At 40.5% G+C, this 17,073-nt stretch carries 13 protein-coding genes; 6 read left to right on the top strand and 7 right to left on the bottom strand.

Features of this window, described 5'->3' with window-relative positions:
* Genes ABDZ97_RS00930 through flxA form a run of 5 tightly spaced genes read right to left on the bottom strand, consistent with a single transcriptional unit; the run spans nucleotide 1 to nucleotide 4,597 of the window.
* Entirely contained in the window at nucleotides 1–864 is an 864-nt protein-coding gene (locus ABDZ97_RS00930; protein ID WP_343784135.1) for a lysophospholipid acyltransferase family protein, read from the bottom strand.
* The gene (locus tag ABDZ97_RS00925; protein ID WP_343784133.1) at nucleotides 864–1,112 is read right to left on the bottom strand and encodes a phosphopantetheine-binding protein; all 249 of its coding nucleotides are present in this window, start codon (nucleotides 1,110–1,112) and stop codon (nucleotides 864–866) included. Before ABDZ97_RS00925 ends, ABDZ97_RS00930 begins: the two co-directional genes overlap by 1 nt.
* A complete protein-coding gene (locus ABDZ97_RS00920) occupies nucleotides 1,109–2,332 on the bottom strand; it encodes a beta-ketoacyl-[acyl-carrier-protein] synthase family protein (protein ID WP_343784131.1) in 1,224 nt (407 codons plus the stop codon). Before ABDZ97_RS00920 ends, ABDZ97_RS00925 begins: the two co-directional genes overlap by 4 nt.
* A 3-nt stretch (nucleotides 2,333–2,335) precedes the next feature.
* Nucleotides 2,336–3,067: a flexirubin biosynthesis SDR family reductase FlxB gene (gene flxB / locus ABDZ97_RS00915; RefSeq protein ID WP_343784129.1), complete on the bottom strand. Its 732-nt coding sequence runs from the start codon at nucleotides 3,065–3,067 to the stop codon at nucleotides 2,336–2,338.
* Between the two features lie 15 nt (nucleotides 3,068–3,082).
* A complete protein-coding gene (gene flxA / locus ABDZ97_RS00910) occupies nucleotides 3,083–4,597 on the bottom strand; it encodes a flexirubin biosynthesis tyrosine ammonia-lyase FlxA (protein ID WP_343784127.1) in 1,515 nt (504 codons plus the stop codon).
* A 222-nt stretch (nucleotides 4,598–4,819) separates the two neighbouring features.
* Here flxA and ABDZ97_RS00905 point away from each other — a divergent pair, with 222 nt between their 5' ends.
* The 5 genes from ABDZ97_RS00905 to ABDZ97_RS00885 are packed head-to-tail and all read left to right on the top strand — an operon-like array spanning nucleotide 4,820 to nucleotide 12,223.
* Complete coding sequence (locus tag ABDZ97_RS00905) at nucleotides 4,820–8,545, top strand: 1-acyl-sn-glycerol-3-phosphate acyltransferase (protein WP_343784125.1); 3,726 nt, start codon at nucleotides 4,820–4,822, stop codon at nucleotides 8,543–8,545.
* The gene (locus ABDZ97_RS00900) at nucleotides 8,538–10,064 is read left to right on the top strand and encodes a phytoene desaturase family protein (protein WP_343784123.1); all 1,527 of its coding nucleotides are present in this window, start codon (nucleotides 8,538–8,540) and stop codon (nucleotides 10,062–10,064) included. The genes ABDZ97_RS00905 and ABDZ97_RS00900 overlap by 8 nt, the downstream gene beginning before the upstream one ends.
* Before the next feature lie 7 nt (nucleotides 10,065–10,071).
* Nucleotides 10,072–10,917, top strand: coding sequence for a DnaJ domain-containing protein (locus ABDZ97_RS00895; RefSeq protein ID WP_343784121.1), 846 nt, complete (start codon nucleotides 10,072–10,074; stop codon nucleotides 10,915–10,917).
* A 13-nt stretch (nucleotides 10,918–10,930) separates the two neighbouring features.
* Entirely contained in the window at nucleotides 10,931–11,725 is a 795-nt protein-coding gene (locus ABDZ97_RS00890) for a J domain-containing protein (protein WP_343784119.1), read from the top strand.
* Between the two features lie 36 nt (nucleotides 11,726–11,761).
* Nucleotides 11,762–12,223: an FKBP-type peptidyl-prolyl cis-trans isomerase gene (locus tag ABDZ97_RS00885; protein WP_343784117.1), complete on the top strand. Its 462-nt coding sequence runs from the start codon at nucleotides 11,762–11,764 to the stop codon at nucleotides 12,221–12,223.
* A 5-nt stretch (nucleotides 12,224–12,228) separates the two neighbouring features.
* Here the strand turns inward: ABDZ97_RS00885 and ABDZ97_RS00880 are convergent, their stop codons facing one another.
* Together ABDZ97_RS00880 and hemN are read right to left on the bottom strand one after the other, a co-directional pair.
* A complete protein-coding gene (locus tag ABDZ97_RS00880; RefSeq protein WP_343784115.1) occupies nucleotides 12,229–14,598 on the bottom strand; it encodes a heavy metal translocating P-type ATPase in 2,370 nt (789 codons plus the stop codon).
* A gap of 12 nt (nucleotides 14,599–14,610) precedes the next feature.
* Nucleotides 14,611–15,975, bottom strand: a complete 1,365-nt coding sequence (hemN, locus tag ABDZ97_RS00875) for an oxygen-independent coproporphyrinogen III oxidase (RefSeq protein WP_343784113.1) — start codon at nucleotides 15,973–15,975, stop codon at nucleotides 14,611–14,613.
* A gap of 155 nt (nucleotides 15,976–16,130) precedes the next feature.
* Here hemN and ABDZ97_RS00870 point away from each other — a divergent pair, with 155 nt between their 5' ends.
* On the top strand, nucleotides 16,131–17,066 hold the full coding sequence (locus tag ABDZ97_RS00870) for a hypothetical protein (RefSeq protein ID WP_343784111.1): 936 nt from the start codon (nucleotides 16,131–16,133) through the stop codon (nucleotides 17,064–17,066).
* Nucleotides 17,067–17,073: the final 7 nt, after the last annotated feature.

Raw genomic sequence — 17,073 nt, 5'->3', positions numbered from 1 at the left:
TTAAGCTTGAGCGTAGAAGTTATAAAAATTAAACCATTGTTCGGGATGGGATAAGACTTGTTTTTCCAGTTCTTCCACAAAATCACCTACAATCTTGTTCGGATCATTCGATATGCGGGCAGGTGTAGAGAAAAATTTATACCCGTACTTACCATCTTTTAAGGCAAATACAATATGATAGGGTACTTTGAACTTTGCTGCCACCTGAAAGGGTCCCTGCGGGAAATGAGCCTCTTTTCCAAAAAAGTCAGCTGTCATTGTACGCGCACCCGGAACAAACCGATCACCATGTATACAAACAATTTCTCCTTTTTGTAAAGCAATGCGTATGGCTAACAGGTGGGACATGTCGTTCTTAATAGGAATAACGGTGAATGTAGCCTGTTTGTTTTGTTGCTGAAGATAGGATTTAAGTTGTTCGTTCTCCGCATCCAACATAACAACATTTACAGGCATCTCTAACTGTTCGAGCAGGTTTCCCGCTATTTCCCAGTTTCCTAGGTGAGCGCTGATCAACAGACTTCCGTTTCCCTGTTCATATGATTCCCGCATGTATTCTCTTCCAGTAGATTTGAATTTATATTTTTCATACATACCCATACCTAGAGCAACGCGATCAACAAGTGTCCTTCCAAAAACCAAAAAGGTCTTGCGAATCAGTTTAGTGTGACTCTTGTTATCCTGATACATGTTTTGATAAAATTCCCGAAGAGCACTGGAGGCTCGTTTGGAAAACAGGTAGTAGAAGTATGTGACCGGGACAAGGAGTGCATAAGCGGATCGGATACCAAAAATTTTCAGCGACCAGACAAAAATCCGGTAGCCGAGTATTGAACCCTTACTTTTTCCTTCCCACGATGACATTAGTTATTGTTCAACTTAGCAGAGACGTAGTTATAGAAATCCTGGAATGTTTTGATTCCCACGAAGTCTTCACCTTTCACTTTAAAGCCGAAGTTACTTTCAATGACTACTACCAGATCAACGTAGTCCAGACTATCCAGGTCAAGCGTTTCTTTAAGCGAACCTGCAGGCGTGATAACAGATGCATCCACCTCAAATTCTTCTGCAAGAAAGCTGTTTACCCGTTCAACGATTTCTGGTTCTGTCATGGCTTAAATCTTTTTATAATTAGTGTAGAGTTTGTTCCTCCGAAACCAAAAGAATTAGAAAGGATTGTATCCAGCTTCTGCTCTTTGGTTTCTGCAATAATATTTAATTTTTCCGATGCTTCATCGGGGTTTGCAAAGTTAATATTTGGCGCGATAAAATCATTTTGCATCATCAATAGTGAATAAACAATTTCACTTGCCCCTGCCATCCAACACTCATGACCGGTCATGGACTTTGTCGAACTAACCGGGGTATTACAACCATCGAATGTTTCTCCAAGGGCCTGAGCTTCGAAATAATCTCCCACCTGAGTTGACGTTGCGTGAGCATTGATGTAATCAATATCCTTTGGAGTAAGATTGCCCTGGCGTAAAGCCATTTCCAGTGAACGAATTTGTCCGTCTTTATTGGGATTGCTGATGTGCTCTCCGTTTGATGAAAACCCGTATCCGACCACTTCTGCTAATATCGGAGCACCTCTCTTTACTGCCGATTCGTATGACTCCAGAATTACGGTTGCTCCACCACCGCTGGGAATCAACCCGTCGCGATCACGATCAAAGGGACGAGATGCGCTTGCCGGATCACTTTCGTGAATCGAAAAAGCACCCAGTCCGTCAAAGTTTCCGAATGAGTATACATTTAGTTCCTGTGCTCCTCCGCATATAATCGTGTCCTGCCATCCCTGCTGAATAAGAAAGTATCCCATTCCAATAGAGTGAGAACCTGATGCACAGGCAGCACTGATGGTAAAGTTGACTCCTTTCAGACGGAAAATCGTTGAAAGATTCATGGTTGTTGTACAATTCATGGACTGAAAAATAGACCCTGAACCTACAAGCGTTGTATCTTTTTTCTCGCGAATTGTATCAATAGCTTCTATTACAGGTTGTACACACGAATCATTTCCATACAGAATACCTACTTCGTTGGCATCGATGTAATCCTGATCAATTTTAGCCTGCTCCAATGCTTCGAGAGTTGCCAGGTATGCATATTTTACCTGCTCAGCCATACCCAGCCGCTGGCGACGGGAAAGGTAGTTTTTCAGGTCTGGTTCTTCGACATGCCCCGTTAACCCTGATCGGTAACCAAACTCTTTACGTTCCTGGCTGAGTATAATTCCGCTTTTCCCTTTAAAAAGAGAATCACGTACCTCGTCAAGGTTTTTTCCTAGACAAGAATAGATTCCAATTCCGGTTATTACGACTCTTCTCATATATTAAGAATACAAACCACCGTTAATGTTGATAACCTCTCCGGTAATGTATGAAGCTTTTGGAGAAACAAGAAAACTCACCAGATCAGCGACCTCCTGTACCTCCCCGAATCGATTAGCGGGAACCATTTGCTTTAGTTGGTCAACAGGCAGCTCTGAAGTCATGTCGGTTGCAATAAAACCGGGAGCAACCGCATTAACTGTGATTTTTCTTTTAGCAACTTCCTGTGCCAATGCTTTAGTAGCCGCAATCATTCCTCCTTTAGCGGCAGAATAATTCATTTGACCGGGGTTCCCTTTTAATCCCGACAGAGAAACGACGTTAACAATTCTTCCGTATCGGTTGCGAAGTAATGGCTGTATCAACGTTTTTGTAACATTGTACATTCCTTTGAGAGATGTATCCACCACATCGTCCCAATCTTTCTCGGTCATCATCAGTAAAAGATTATCACGTGTGATGCCCGCATTATTCACAATGGTTTCAATGGTGCTTTCCGGGTTCTTTTCCAACCATGTTCCCAAAACAGTAGTTACTTCTTCAAAATTTTCTACTCTGAATCCCAGAGCTTCAGCTGAGCCTCCATTGTTTTGAATGGTTGTAACGGTTTCTTCTGCCGCTGCGGCATTGCTGGCATAATTCACCAAAATATGATAACCGTGGTCTTTAGCAAGGGTAATGGCAATTGCCCTTCCTATTCCTCGTGATCCTCCTGTAACTAGCGCACACTTCATAACTGATATCAAAAATTAAACTCGGCTTTTAAGAAAACCGATCAGCTTATTAATTTGTTCAAATTGAGGTACATCAGATTCACAAACAGGAACCAGGTTGCGAATCTCCGAATACCATTTTTGTGATGTTTCTGACAAATTCTGTGCCACCTCAAGAATATCTACCGCCTGACAGATTGCAATGAACTCAATAGCCATAACCTGATAAGCATTTTCTATTACACGCTCTGCCAGTATTGCTGAGTTCATACCCATCGAAACCAAATCCTGATTATCGTTGTTATTGGTAATAGAATGTACATAAACCGGGTTGGCAAGTGTTTGATTTTCGGCTGTTGTGGATGTTGCTGTGAACTGCATTCCCTGAAGACCGAAATTCAAACCTAAGGTTTGTTTATTAAGGAACGGTGGGAATTTTTCGTTCATTTTAGCATTCATCATATAATTCAGCTGACGTTCTGCCAACATGGTTAATTTCGTAACAACGATTTTCATCTTATCCATTTCCAGTGAAATGTAGTCACCATGGAAATTCCCTCCGTGATACACGTTTTGTGTTTCCAGATCAACAATAGGGTTGTCATTTGCCGAATTAATTTCCTGCTCAAGAATAGTTCTTGAAGTTTCCAGTGTATCCCAAACCGGGCCTAAAATTTGAGGAACACATCGGATACTGTAATATTCCTGAACTTTTTCACGGAAAATATTCTGTCGGCTTTCCTCCGTATCAGAGAAAAGAAAATCTTCTCTTTTTCGAATCAATTTACTTCCTGATACTGCTGCACGCATTTCTGCTGCAACCTTCTGCTGTCCGGCATGCATTTTAGCTGCATTAAGTTCCAGTGAAAAAGAATCGTCGTAGGACGAAATAATCTCATTCAACATGGAAGAAGCAATGATCGACAAATGCAACAGATTCTTGCTATTAAAATAGTTGAGAACACCCACCCCGGTCATACAGGAAGTACCATTAATAATGGCAAGTCCGTCACGAAGTTGTAATTCAAGAGGTGTTATTCCTTTTTGAGCAAGTAATTCAGCGGTCTTTAAACGTTCTCCTTTGTGATAGGAATATCCCTCACCAATCAATCCTAAAGCAAGGTGAGCCAGCTGAACAAGGTCTCCGCTCGCTCCAACACCACCATGCTCAAAAATTTCAGGATAGATATCTGCATTTAGAAATTCAGTGATTTTCTCTACAACCCCCGGACTGATCCCGGATTTTCCTAAAGAAAGTGAGTTTAACCGGCAAAGCATTACGGCTCTTACCTGTTTTTCAGAAAGTGCTTTTCCGGTTCCGTTGGAGTGACTGCGTATGAGGTTGTATTGTAACTGGTTCAGGTGTTCTTCACTGATCTTGTACTGAGCCATCGGACCAAACCCCGTATTGATTCCGTATATTACTTTATTGGATGCAAATTCTTTTAAGAAAGCGTATGATTCATGGACATTCTTTAACTGATTTTCAGTTAAAGTTACCGGTTGATTTTTATCAATAAATGACTTTAAGTCGGTTAAATTAAGACTCATTTTATACGATTCAATTCCACAATTCTATAGTCACAAGACTCCCAAAAATACAAAGGCCAAAATTAGATAAAAAAATTAACTTTGCCCCATTGATAGATAGAAATCGGGCATTTGTCGTATTGAAGCAGATTCATGGGGAAAGTTTTTGTGAAATGGTATAAGTTCTGGAAGTCTAGAAAGTGGCTTTTTATCCTGCTTTCAGTACTGTTCACATCGGTTCTAGTGAATGGAATAGTGAAGCTTACGATTTTACAGGATATCACCAAGTCTGTCGATGGGGGTGAAGTCTTTGCGGAGTATTCGGACCTGTTAAATAACAAAGGGTTAAATCAGGATCTGCTGATCTCAATTGCATCGGATGAAGTTGATTTTGATAGTCTGCAACGTGTTGCAGAGTCTGTTTCCAACGATCTTTTGCAACAGTTTCCGGGGTATTTGACGGAATTAACGCACGAAGCTCCTGATGTCAGTGAATTGTACGACCTGGTGTATGAACAGTTACCGTATTTGAAAGACACGGGTGAACTGGCCTGGATTGATAGAGATACAGTCACTGCTATATTGCAGGAGAATCATGATCGTTTATATACACCCGAAGGATTCTTCTTTAAAAAATACCTCTTTAAGGATCCGTTGGGACTGGTCCCGCCTGTTTTGTCAGCGTTCAGAAAGCGTTCTTCTCAGGGGGGCATTGAAGTAATAGAAGGCAGTTATGCGTTAGCGGATACAACAATCATCCTGAAAGGAAAACTAAGTAATGATTTTCTGACTTCTCCTGAAAAGTTAACCGTGTTGGAGGAAATGGAGAGCTGGTTACATGCTAGGTCAGAACAATCGGGGTTGACAATTGATTACTTTACGCCTTCAAGAATAGCTCTGGCAAATGCCCGACAAGTGAAAAAGGATACAACGCTAACATTAGTTGTTTCTTTACTGATCATTTTCTTCTTGCTGTTTTCGTATTATCGCAAGTGGTCAATTCCTTTTTATTTCCTTACCCCCGGAGTGATCGGGTTGCTTGTCAGTCTTGGTCTGATGGGATATTTTAAACCGGAAGTGACCGGCCTGGCACTGGGGGCAGGTGCAGTGGTGATTGGGATTATAATGGATTATTCTTTTCACTTTTTTACACATCTTAAACATACGGGATCAGTACGTGAGACTATATTGGAGGTGTCTCACCCACTGGTAATAGGTTGTCTCACTACGGTATTAGCTTTCGGGGCTCTTTTGTTTACCAATTCGGCTATTCTCAATGATTTTGGACTTTTCGCAGCACTTTCCCTGGTAGGAACCTTACTGGGAGTGTTGTCTGTTTTGCCGATTGTGTTGACAGACAAGTGGGTGGAGAAGTTTGCACAGGAAAAATCCAAAAGCAAAAAAGAACGTTCTTTTCTCAAGGGCAGAAAGATTTCAGGGAAATGGGGAATTGCAATAACTGTAGTTCTGACCATAATTGCGGTTTCCGGAATTTCGCGAGTGCGTTTTGAAGGGGATTTGGATGCCCTGAATTTTTATCCGGAGGAAATTCGTGAAGCAGAATCCCGTCATACCGGGTTTCTGGCAAAAGAGGATAAACGGCTTTTTGTTGCAGTTCGGGATGCTGATCTGGATGGAGCTCTTGTAAAGAATGAAAAACTGGCAAAAGAATTAATAAAAGCAGAGAACAGGGGGGAGATTCGTAGTTTTTTGAGTGTTTCTTCCTATCTTTTTTCAGAAAAGCAAAAAGAACGAAAGTGGCAGGAATGGTTGGGGTATTGGAGTCCGGTCAAGGAAAACCTATATGAATTACTAGATGTTTTTTCAGATGAAGCAGGATATTCGGAGATTGCCTTTAACGAGTTTAAGGAACGTATTGAACAACGTCCGGAAGATATAGATCCAAAGGATTTTGTGATTACGGGAGAGTTGTTTGATAAGCTGGTCAGTTCAAAAAATGATGAAGCGACTGTATTAACGGTGATAACTGCTTCGCGGGAAAACCTGGAAGAGGTTAAGAACTCCTTGCGATCAGACAATGATTTTGTTGTTTTAGACCGATCGGACCTGGCGTCGAAGATGGTAGAGGCTGTAGAGTCTGATTTCAATTACATCCTATATGTATCTTCTTTAATCGTATTTGTTGTATTGCTGATTAATTTCGGTCGGATTGAGCTGACGTTAATTACTTACCTCCCAATGATTCTAAGTTGGTTGTGGATTCTTGGGTTTGCCGGGTGGATGGACATTAAGTTTAACCTGGTGAATGTGGTGGTGACTACCTTTATTTTTGGACTGGGAGATGACTTTGCTATTTTTGTTACAGAAGGAAAGCTGAATAAGTTTCGAACAGGAAGTAACAGTATGGCTTCTTTCCGAACAGGAATCATCCTTTCAGCTATTACAACAATTGTTGGTACGGGTGTACTTGTTCTGGCAGAACACCCGGCAATACATAGTATCGGTTTAATCAGTATTGTCGGATTGATTTCTATTCTATTTATCTCCCTTGTCGTTCAGCCCATACTATTTGATTTTTTCATTTCGGGACGAACAGAGAAAGGGAAAGCGCCGTTAACACTGTCGGGTTTTTTCATTTCTGTATTTGCTTTTTCGTTTTTTCTTTCTGGTTGTGTTATTATTTATGGCGCACTCCTGATTTTTAAGATAATTCCTTTTGGGCAAAAAGGACTGAAGAAAACCATGCACAGAATCCTGCAGGCGTTTACCTGGGCGCAGGTGTATGTCATGGTAAACCTGCGTAAAAAAATCATTAACCGGGACCTTCTGGATTATAAAAAACCGGCAGTGATTATTGCTAATCATCAGTCATTTGTAGATATTCTGGTAATGATCATGTTGGATCATCGTGTGATTATTATGACCAACAAATGGGTCTATAACTCTCCTTTTTTCGGAGCAGCAGTGCGTTATGCGGATTACCTGCCGGCTTCGGACGGGTATGAAAATATGATGCCCCGCATCCGACAATTGGTTGATGATGGGTATTCCATCATGATTTTTCCGGAAGGAACACGCAGCAGAAGTGAAGACATTGGTAGATTTCACAAAGGTGCTTTTTATCTGGCGGAAGAGCTTAAACTGGACATTCAACCGATTGTATTGCACGGATTCCACTTTGCTATGTCCAAGTCGGACTTTCTATTGAAGAATGGGGAGATCACTGTCAAGGCTCTTCCAAGAATCGCTTATGATGATACAAGTTTTGGAACCACTTATGCAGAAAAAACGAAAAAAATCAGTCGTTATTTTAAGGAAGAATATAAGCGTCTGCAACAGGAGCGAAAAAACGAAAGATACATCCGGCAGGTTTTAGTATTGAATTATCTTTACAAAACACCATCTATTGAATGGTATTTCCGAATCAAATACCGCCTTGAAAAAGCAAACTATCAGTTGTATCACGAAATGATCGATGACCGAAAAAACATATATGATTTAGGTTGCGGATTGGGCTTTCTGAGTTATTACCTGAAAGTAGCAGACACCGGAAGAACCATTCATGGTTATGATTACGATGAAGAAAAAATAGAAATTGCTGCTAACTGTTATCTGAAAGATGATTCGATTCATTTTTCCTGTGCTGCTATTGAAACTGTATATCCGGAAAATGCAGACGCTATTTTCCTGATGGATGTTTTACACTATATGCCGCAAGAAAAGCAGGTTCAGGTACTGGAGAACTGTTTGAAGGGGCTCAATGAAAACGGTATTTTATTTGTCAGAGATGGTATTGCAGATGATCCGGACCATCATAAAAATACAGAGCGAACCGAAGTGTTGTCGACACAGATTGTCAGGTTCAATAAAACGGTGGGAGACCTCCACTTTTTTACCAGTACATTTATGAAGGACTTTGCGGAGAAGCACAGGTTACAGTTAGAGATGGTTTCCCACTCTAAAACAACATCTAATCACCTCTTTATTCTTCAAAACAAAAATGAGTAGAGAAGCAGAATATGATGTTGTTGTAATTGGAGGGGGGCTTGGTGGATTGATCTGTGGAGCATTGCTTTCGCGTTATGGGAAACGGGTGGTTGTACTTGAAAAAAACCACCAGATAGGAGGGAATTTACAAGTGTTTAGCCGTGACAAGGTAATCTTTGATACAGGTGTTCACTATATAGGAGCGCTTGCGAAAGGAAACAATCTGGATCGGTTTTTTAAATTTTTGGGAATTCGAGAGGGGTTAAATCTTGTTCGTATGGATGTAGATGCAGCAGATCGGATTCATTTTGGAAACGAAGATAAATTCTACCCGATAGCACAAGGGTATGATAATTTCTCAAAGCAACTGACAACTGTTTTTCCGGAGAGCAAAGCAGAAATTGAGGGCTATTGTCGCTTGATTCAGGACGTTTGTTCTGCTTTTCCATTGTATAATCTCAGGTACGATCAGGCCGACTATTTTTCTAGCGATTTCTTCACGACTTCTCTACAGGAAATGTTAGAAAAAACGATTAGTAATAAACGTCTCAGAGAGGTGTTAACAGGAAATAGCTTGTTATACGGTGCAAACGCTGAAATAACACCCTTTTATGTACATGCACTGGTCGTTGACGGGTACATTAGAAGTGCACACCGTTGTGTGAAAGGAAGCTCCCAAATTGCCAAATTGCTTGTGAAAAATATCCGGGAGAATGGTGGTGAAGTACTAAAGCGGGCAGAGGTTGAGAAATGTGAAATAGAACAGGGAAGGGTAGCTGCTGTTTGTTTGACAGACGGTAGAAGAATAAAGGGCCTCGACTTTATTAGCAGTCTTCATCCGAAGGCAAGTATCCGCCTTGTAGGAGAAGCCAACTTCCGAAAGGCATTTGTCAGTAGAATTACTACCCTGACAGATACGCAGTCTGCTTTTTCTGTGCATATAAAATTTAAACCAGGAAGTTTTCCTTATCTGAATTATAATATATACCATCATAAAACTCCGGAGGGGGTGTGGAAAGCAAAAGGTAAGGTTGATGAATCCTGGCCCTGTACGTTAATGGTTTCTATGACAGTGCCGGATACCGATTCCAACTATGCCGAAGCGGCGTCTGTTCTAACCTATATGGATTATGCGGAAGTAAAACCATGGGAAACGAGTTTTAATACGGTTGCGCTTCCGGGAGAACGTCCCGATTCGTATTATCGTTTTAAAAAAAGATGTGAAGAAAGAGTATTGGATGAACTGGAGGTTGTGTTCCCGGAAATCAGGGAGAAAATAGAATCGGTTTACAGTTCAACCCCCCTGACGTATAAGAACTACATTGGTGATCTGACAGGTAGCATGTACGGTATTCAGAAAAATGCCGACAATCCGGTGGCGACAATGGTTGATCCACGAACAAAAATTCCGAACTTTTTTCTGACGGGACAAAGCATAAACCTGCATGGTATTATTGGTGTTACAGTAAGTGCCTTTGCTACATGTATGCACCTGATTGACGGGAAAACATTGATAGAAGATCTGAACCGGATAAACTAAGTAAAGAGTGATAGATTCCGGCGACATACCACAAACAATTACGTATGATTCTATTCAACGGCTTATTCAGCAAATGAATTTTAGTGAAGTGGTTTATTCTCAGGGGGAGGAAGGCCCTAATTTGTGGGCGATGCTTTTCTTGTTAGTACCAATAATAATAGGGTTGTATTTTTTGTTTTTTAGTACTACCCGAATGTGGCAAAAAGGAATTTTTCCGAAAAGATTAGCTTACAATCAAGTTAACTTGTTTGATGCGTATGTGGTTTTGGGTATTCACATGATGAAGAAAGATATCTCGGACTATAAGGAACAAACAACTTATTTCAGATCCTATCTTAAGAACAGGTTTGCTAATGATATGGATTATTCCCTTGAGAATTTGAGAAACATGTTGAAATTGGATGTTTCACTCGAATCAACATTGGCGTGGTTGCAAAAGAAAATGCCGGAAGCAGAACGGATTCAGGTGATTGACTTTCTGGCAGATTTAGCTTTTTATGATCATCAGGCGCATCCTCGGGAGATTGCAATGATTAATCGTGTAGCAGATATTCTGGAAGTAGACCGGCAACAGGTAACGGCAATTTTATCTATTCGTTTTCAACGTTATGAAAAACAACAATCAAGAAAGACGCCTGTTAGAGATGATGAGCGGATACAAGCTTCACTCCGCATTCTTGGACTGGAGAAACTAGTTTCTTTTGAAGAAATAAAACAGGCGTACAGAAAGATGGTGCGTCGTTTTCATCCGGATCGGTTTGCACGAATGTCAAAAGAGGAACAGGAAATGGCACACGAACGATTTACGGAAATCAATCTGGCATACGAATACCTGGAAGGAAGGTTTAATTGAATATGTTACCTGAATGAGTGCTATTGATACCTTTTTTGCATTGACAGATGAACCTGCAGCTGGAGATAACTTGATTCTTTCTTCTGGTTTAAATGTGTTTGCACTTATTTTCATAGGTACTTGGATTGCTATTTATCAGCTGAGGAAAGCCTATAAAAATTTTGTTTTTCGACCTTTCAAAACCAAAAGAACCCGTTTTAAGGTGTCGGTTATGATTGCTGTACAAATGTTGATTAGAGACCGGGACGATCTGAGAGAGAAGCGGATTTATATGACAAAGTATTTTTTGCGAAAGGAGAAAAGTTCTTTGTCGGGAAGAGAGATTGTTCAGACCATACGCTATTATATAAGCAAGGGGATAGATACCAGAGGTGTGTTAAGATTTGTCAGAAAACGCTTTACACAGGATGAAAAAACGCAGCTTATCGACTTGTTGGTTGATCTTGGGTATTATAATCAACAGGTCAATTCATCGGAGATGGAATATTTATTTAGGGTTGCGAGCAAAATTTCTTTTTCCGAAGAGGAGCTTAAAGTAATTATAGGCGTTCGGGAACGGTATTATAACAAGACCAGAAGACAGGTTCCGAAAGAAGAGGGGCAATCCGAAGTGGAAAAGAATCTTTTAGTTTTGGGGCTGGATACGGCAGTCGATTTTGAAGAAATAAAACAGGCGTACAGGAAAATGGTACGTCGCTTTCACCCGGATAGATTTGTTCGAATGTCTAAAGAAGAGCAGGAAATGGCGCATGAACGTTTTACAGAGATCAATCTGGCATATGAATACCTCGAAAGGAGGTTTAATTAGAATAAGTTGATTTTACTATTTTTGACAAAAAGAGACATGAGAACACTTCTTTTATTTTCAATAGTTGCGTTGTTGACAGGTGCATGTAAAAAAGATACGTTTGATGCTGAAGAACAACTGAAAAAAGACAAAGAGATTATAGAAAAATATTTGGCGGATAATGATCTAACAGCTGAGTCAACTGCGAGTGGGTTATATTATATTGTCAACCAGCAGGGAAGCGGTTCGAATCCGACATCTACAAGTGACGTTACTGTTGCTTATATCGGGTATTATACCAATGGGAATACGTTTGATCAAAGTTCAGTTTCCGGAGTTACTTTCAATCTGCAGAATGTTATTAAAGGGTGGACGGAAGGAATTCCAAAATTCAAACAGGGGGGAAGCGGAGTGTTACTTATTCCTTCGGCATTGGGCTATGGTCCGAACGGAAACAGCACTGTGCCTCCGAATACAGTCCTGATTTTTGATGTCGAAATACTGGAAGTATTGAATTAATTCTGCTATAACAACTCTGTTCTTTTTGCTCGTAATGTTACCAGAATAAAACTCAGGAAAACAACGGTAATCGAACTGAGCGGCATAAGTATTGCAGCTATTAATGGAGAAAGCATTCCGGTAGCGGCAAAGGAAAGTCCTATGATATTATAGAGCAGGGAAAACAGAAAGCAGATTTTTAACGCTTGTTTTCCGTATGCGGCCAACTCCATGATATTGGGAAGTTTAGAAAAATGTCCAGCGTCCAGAATACCATCACATGCAGGTGAGAATTGGTAGATGTTGTCTGAAACGGCAATTCCGACATCACTTTGTTTCAGTGCTCCCGCATCGTTAAGCCCATCACCGAACATAAGTACACGTTTTCCATTTTCCTGTAGCGAACGGATATATTCCAGTTTCATTTGCGGACTCTGATGAAAATTCAGGAGAGAACTTTCTGAGAAAAGCTTTTCGAGGGAGTCTCGTGAGCGCTCATTATCGCCAGTCAAAACATGCAATTTATACCCTTTTTTCTGCCACGTACTGATGAGGTTTTCGATGTGCGGTCGGAATACCTGACGAATGTAAAAACGCCCGATAATGTAACCGTTCCATTGGATAAAGGAAGTGGTTTCCTCATCAATTTTTTCTGTATCAACAAAACGATAAGATCCGATTTTCAATTGATTCAAAGAAGTACTTGCTGCAATACCTAATCCGGCATGTTCTTCAAACTCCCCTGAAATAGGTTCGTATTCGTAGTTGTGCTGAATATAAGAACGGATAGCAACACTCATGGGGTGTGTTGAACTGCGCGTTGCAAAATCAATTAAAGCAAGTTGATCCGGAGTTAGTAGCTCTCCTTCATACGTTACATCTTTTGAAGAACCAAGGGTTAGTGTTCCGGTTTTGTCAAATACAACATCCGTAATTTCATCCAGGTCTTCTATTACCCGGGTGTTTTTTAAATACAAACCATTGCGTCCGATGGCTCTCAGGATATTGCCAAAAGTAAAAGGATAGGAGAGCGACAACGCACAGGGACAAGCTACAATCAATACTGCTGTTACAACCGGGACAACCATAGAAGGATCAATCCACAACCAGAAACCGGCAATGATACAGGTAATAATAAGCAGTACAAGAAGGAAGTAACGTGAAACAGTGTCCTGAATTTTCGACAGACCTGATTTTTCACGTTTAAAAACTTCATTATTCCACAAATCAGTCAAATAACTACGCTTTACCTGTTCTTTGACTTTTACCCGGGCAGATTTACCAATTAACTTTCCGCCTGCAAACAAAACAGCATTCGCTGATTTTTTTATCTGGTCGGACTCTCCGGTGACAAAGCTATAATCCATCCTCGCCTCACTATCCAAGAGAATGGCATCGGCAGGAAGAATTTCCTCATTATGAATCAGAAGCTCGTCGCCAGGTTTTATTTTTTCAATTTGTACAATTTCTTCTTTATTGTCTGCTGTAAATCGCGTAACAGCAAGCGGGAAATAGGAAGTGTAATCCCGATCAAAAGAAAGTGCCTGATAGGTTTTGTTCTGAAACCATTTACCGACCAGAAGAAAAAATATGAAACCGGCAAAAGAATCCATATATCCCGGACCGAGTCCTGAAAAAATATCATACGTACTTTTCGCGTACAGGACGAGAATCCCCAAACTGATTGGTACATCGAGATTCAGAACTTTTATGCGCAACGCTTTATATGCAGAGATCAAATAATCTTTTGCTGAAAAGAACAGAATGGGAAGTGAAAGCGCAAAGATCAGATAAGCAAAAAAATTGCGGTATTCATCAAAGGTATCATCCACATTGAGGTATTCGGGAAAGGAAAACAGCATAATATTCCCAAAACAAAAACCGGCAACTCCAAGCTGGATAATAAAATGATTGTTGATGATCTTATTTTTTTGTCCCTGGGGTTTGCCGATAGCAGGAGGATAGCCAATTGCGTCCATTAATTCAGCCATCTTTCGAAGTGAAATAACAGAATGATCAAACGTAATAGTAGCCTCCTTTTTTGTGAAATTAACCTGAGAAGATTTTACACCAGGTTGAAGCTTATGAAGGTTTTCCAGTAACCAGATGCATGAGCTGCAATGTATCTCAGGTAAAAAAGCGGTGAAATTAGTTAAATTTCCTTCTTTGAAATTAACCAGTTCGCGTGTAAGATCTTCATTATCAAGAAAGGCGTATTTACCACCGGCATCTTTTGGTTTGATTCCCGGAGCCGATTCAATGGAATAGTAAGTGCCCATTCCGTTTTCAGAAAGAATACTGTAGACCGTTTTACAGCCGGAACAGCAAAAAGGCTTTCCGTCAAAAATCAGGGGAGATTTTCCGCAATCGTCCCCGCAGTGATAACACTTTTCCATAAAAAAGGGATGTCAGACCGTTGTACTAAAAACATTTGTCATACTTCGCGGATCAGATATGCGATAGTCAAAAGCCATACAGATGTTTCTGACAAACGGGCGACCGGCATCCAGAATATAAACTGTTGTTCCGTTGATCGCTGCCAACTCGTCTTTAATGAGAGGAGTTAACTTGTTCCTGATCATAATCCACTGTAGCTCGTACCGCATCAAATCTGCAACATCCGTTTCGAAGTGACACATCAAATTTAGTATTTTTCGACGGATCAGAAGGTCTTCGGGATTTAATACGTGCCCCCGGTATATTGGTAAATCACCTTCTTCAAGAATACGATAATACTCTTCCACTACCTTAACGTTTTGAGCAAACATGTCCCATGAGTCACTGATAGAGGATACTCCAAGACCAATCATCAGCTCATTGTGGTCAGTAGTGTACCCCATGAAATTGCGGTGCAGTCTGTGCTCTTTCAGGGCAATATATAAATCGTCTTCTGGAAGTGAGAAGTGATCCATTCCTACTTCGATATAACCGGCATTCTCAAGAAGCTCTTTTCCGAGTTCATAAAGGGCACGCTTATACGAATCAGAAGGGAGGTCCATTTCCGTAAATCGGCGTTGTCCGGGTTTAACCCAGGGAACATGAGCGTAACTGTAAAAAGCAATTCGCTCAGGACGAAGTTGGTTGACAAGCGAAAATGTTCTTTCGATACTTTCCAGTGTTTGGAAAGGAAGACCATAAATCAAATCGAAATTAATAGACTTATAACCGATTCTTCGGGCAACATCCACTACTTCTTTTACCATGTAAAACGGCTGAATCCGGTTGACGGTAATCTGAACTTTTTCATCGAAATCCTGTATCCCAAGACTTAATCTTCTGAATCCCAGATCATATAATACTTGTAGATGATCAGCAGTTGTGTTGCGGGGATGTCCTTCAAAACTAAATTCATGATTGTCAGCGATCAGGCTGTCTTTAAGAATCCCCTCAACCAGAATTTTGAGATTTTCAGGTGAGAAAAAGGTAGGAGTTCCTCCCCCAAGGTGAAGCTCCTTAATTTTTGGCGTGCCACCAAACGTTTCTTTATACAACTCCCATTCTTTAAGAATTGCATTCATGTAGGGTACTTCAACTCCGTGATTTACAGTAATCCGGGTGTTACAACCGCAATACGTACACAAGCTTTCGCAGAAAGGAAGGTGGATATATATACTAATACCCTGCTCATCATTGGTTTCCTCGAAACGTGTACGAACAGATTTCCTCCATTGCTCCTGTGTAGGTGCTGTTTCCCAGTGTGGTACCGTGGGATACGAAGTGTATCGTGGTCCGGGGACGTTGTATTTCGCTATTAAATCATGATTAAGAATCATATTGCGAAATTACATTTGCTATATAGTTTAAAATATGACGATTGTCAGGTTTTCGGACTAATTTTTATCAGTTGTTTTTCGGGAGAAGGCAGGAGACAATAGGATTCCTCGCAGAGTACATCAAAAAATTCGTATTATTGTTAAAATGGAAATTCATGTTTAAAGTATTTCTGATCTTCATTTTGGTGCTTACAGCCTGTTCTTCCCCCGTTCCGGAAATTATTTCGCCGGAACCTGTAAATGCACCCTCTGATTTTCAGATTTTTATGCCTGAAAAGCTTGTTTTTTTATCGGGAGAACCGGATTATTATAATCCAAACCTGATCACAGCAAAAGCTACAGACAGCCTTGCTATTCGTTCCGTATTGGTGCATAGTCTGTTAAATCTTGATCCGGGATATCGACTGGAGCGCAATCTGGATTATACCTATTATCGAAATGCCCTACGGTATCTGGATGAAGAATTGTTGTATAACAGAAAGAGTATTCACAAAAGGAGATTCCGGTATTCGGGTAATTATTTTTTGGCACCTGTTATTACAAATCAGAAAAAGAAATCCAGTGATATTGTACAACAATTGTTTGGTTTGGGTGCTGTTGCAATTGAATATGCGGGATTGAGTGAAAATAGGTTCCGGATTATTTCAGATTCTGTTATACAACTTAAAAAGATGGATCCGGAAGACAGAAGAGAGGAGTGGTTTATACAATCGGAACAGGTGAAGGATACATTTCCGTTTGGAACAGTAGTTTCGCTAGGCACACCGGAAGACTGGCATAAAAGATTAATCAACACTCCAGGATTGGGTTGGATAACAATCCATGAGAAAAAAAGACACCCGGTTGGTTATCCGGATGAAGAATATTTTTTGTTTTATGGGAATAGAGTAAAACGCAGTTATTTGTACGACAATACAGGTAGATTTGACAGATGTATTGACTCAATGATGTCGGAAGGAGAGTTTATCCGAAAACAGGTTTTTGATCTTACCTATGATTCGTTGGAAATGCCAGCACAGCTTGTCTTTTTTTCAGAGACACAATCAGGGTTGAAGCAGATGATGAGTAAACATGTGTTTCACTGGAAATAAAGAGGAA

Origin of the sequence: Wandonia haliotis, from assembly GCF_039523435.1 — a bacterium.
GTDB classification, from domain to species: Bacteria; Bacteroidota; Bacteroidia; order Flavobacteriales_D; family Crocinitomicaceae; genus Wandonia; species Wandonia haliotis.
The sequence above is the reverse complement of the archived record's forward strand: the minus strand, read 5'-3'. Positions and strand labels throughout refer to the sequence as shown.

Coding starts and splice junctions, on each gene's coding strand:
- ABDZ97_RS00925 (WP_343784133.1), bottom strand. CDS start 1,112: ATGACAGAACCAGAAATCGTTGAACGGGTAAACAGCTTTCTTGCAGAA.
- ABDZ97_RS00880 (WP_343784115.1), bottom strand. CDS start 14,598: ATGGAAAAGTGTTATCACTGCGGGGACGATTGCGGAAAATCTCCCCTG.
- ABDZ97_RS00885 (WP_343784117.1), top strand. CDS start 11,762: ATGAGAACACTTCTTTTATTTTCAATAGTTGCGTTGTTGACAGGTGCA.
- ABDZ97_RS00920 (WP_343784131.1), bottom strand. CDS start 2,332: ATGAGAAGAGTCGTAATAACCGGAATTGGAATCTATTCTTGTCTAGGA.
- ABDZ97_RS00930 (WP_343784135.1), bottom strand. CDS start 864: ATGTCATCGTGGGAAGGAAAAAGTAAGGGTTCAATACTCGGCTACCGG.
- hemN (WP_343784113.1), bottom strand. CDS start 15,975: ATGATTCTTAATCATGATTTAATAGCGAAATACAACGTCCCCGGACCA.
- ABDZ97_RS00890 (WP_343784119.1), top strand. CDS start 10,931: ATGAGTGCTATTGATACCTTTTTTGCATTGACAGATGAACCTGCAGCT.
- ABDZ97_RS00870 (WP_343784111.1), top strand. CDS start 16,131: ATGTTTAAAGTATTTCTGATCTTCATTTTGGTGCTTACAGCCTGTTCT.
- flxB (WP_343784129.1), bottom strand. CDS start 3,067: ATGAAGTGTGCGCTAGTTACAGGAGGATCACGAGGAATAGGAAGGGCA.
- ABDZ97_RS00900 (WP_343784123.1), top strand. CDS start 8,538: ATGAGTAGAGAAGCAGAATATGATGTTGTTGTAATTGGAGGGGGGCTT.
- flxA (WP_343784127.1), bottom strand. CDS start 4,597: ATGAGTCTTAATTTAACCGACTTAAAGTCATTTATTGATAAAAATCAA.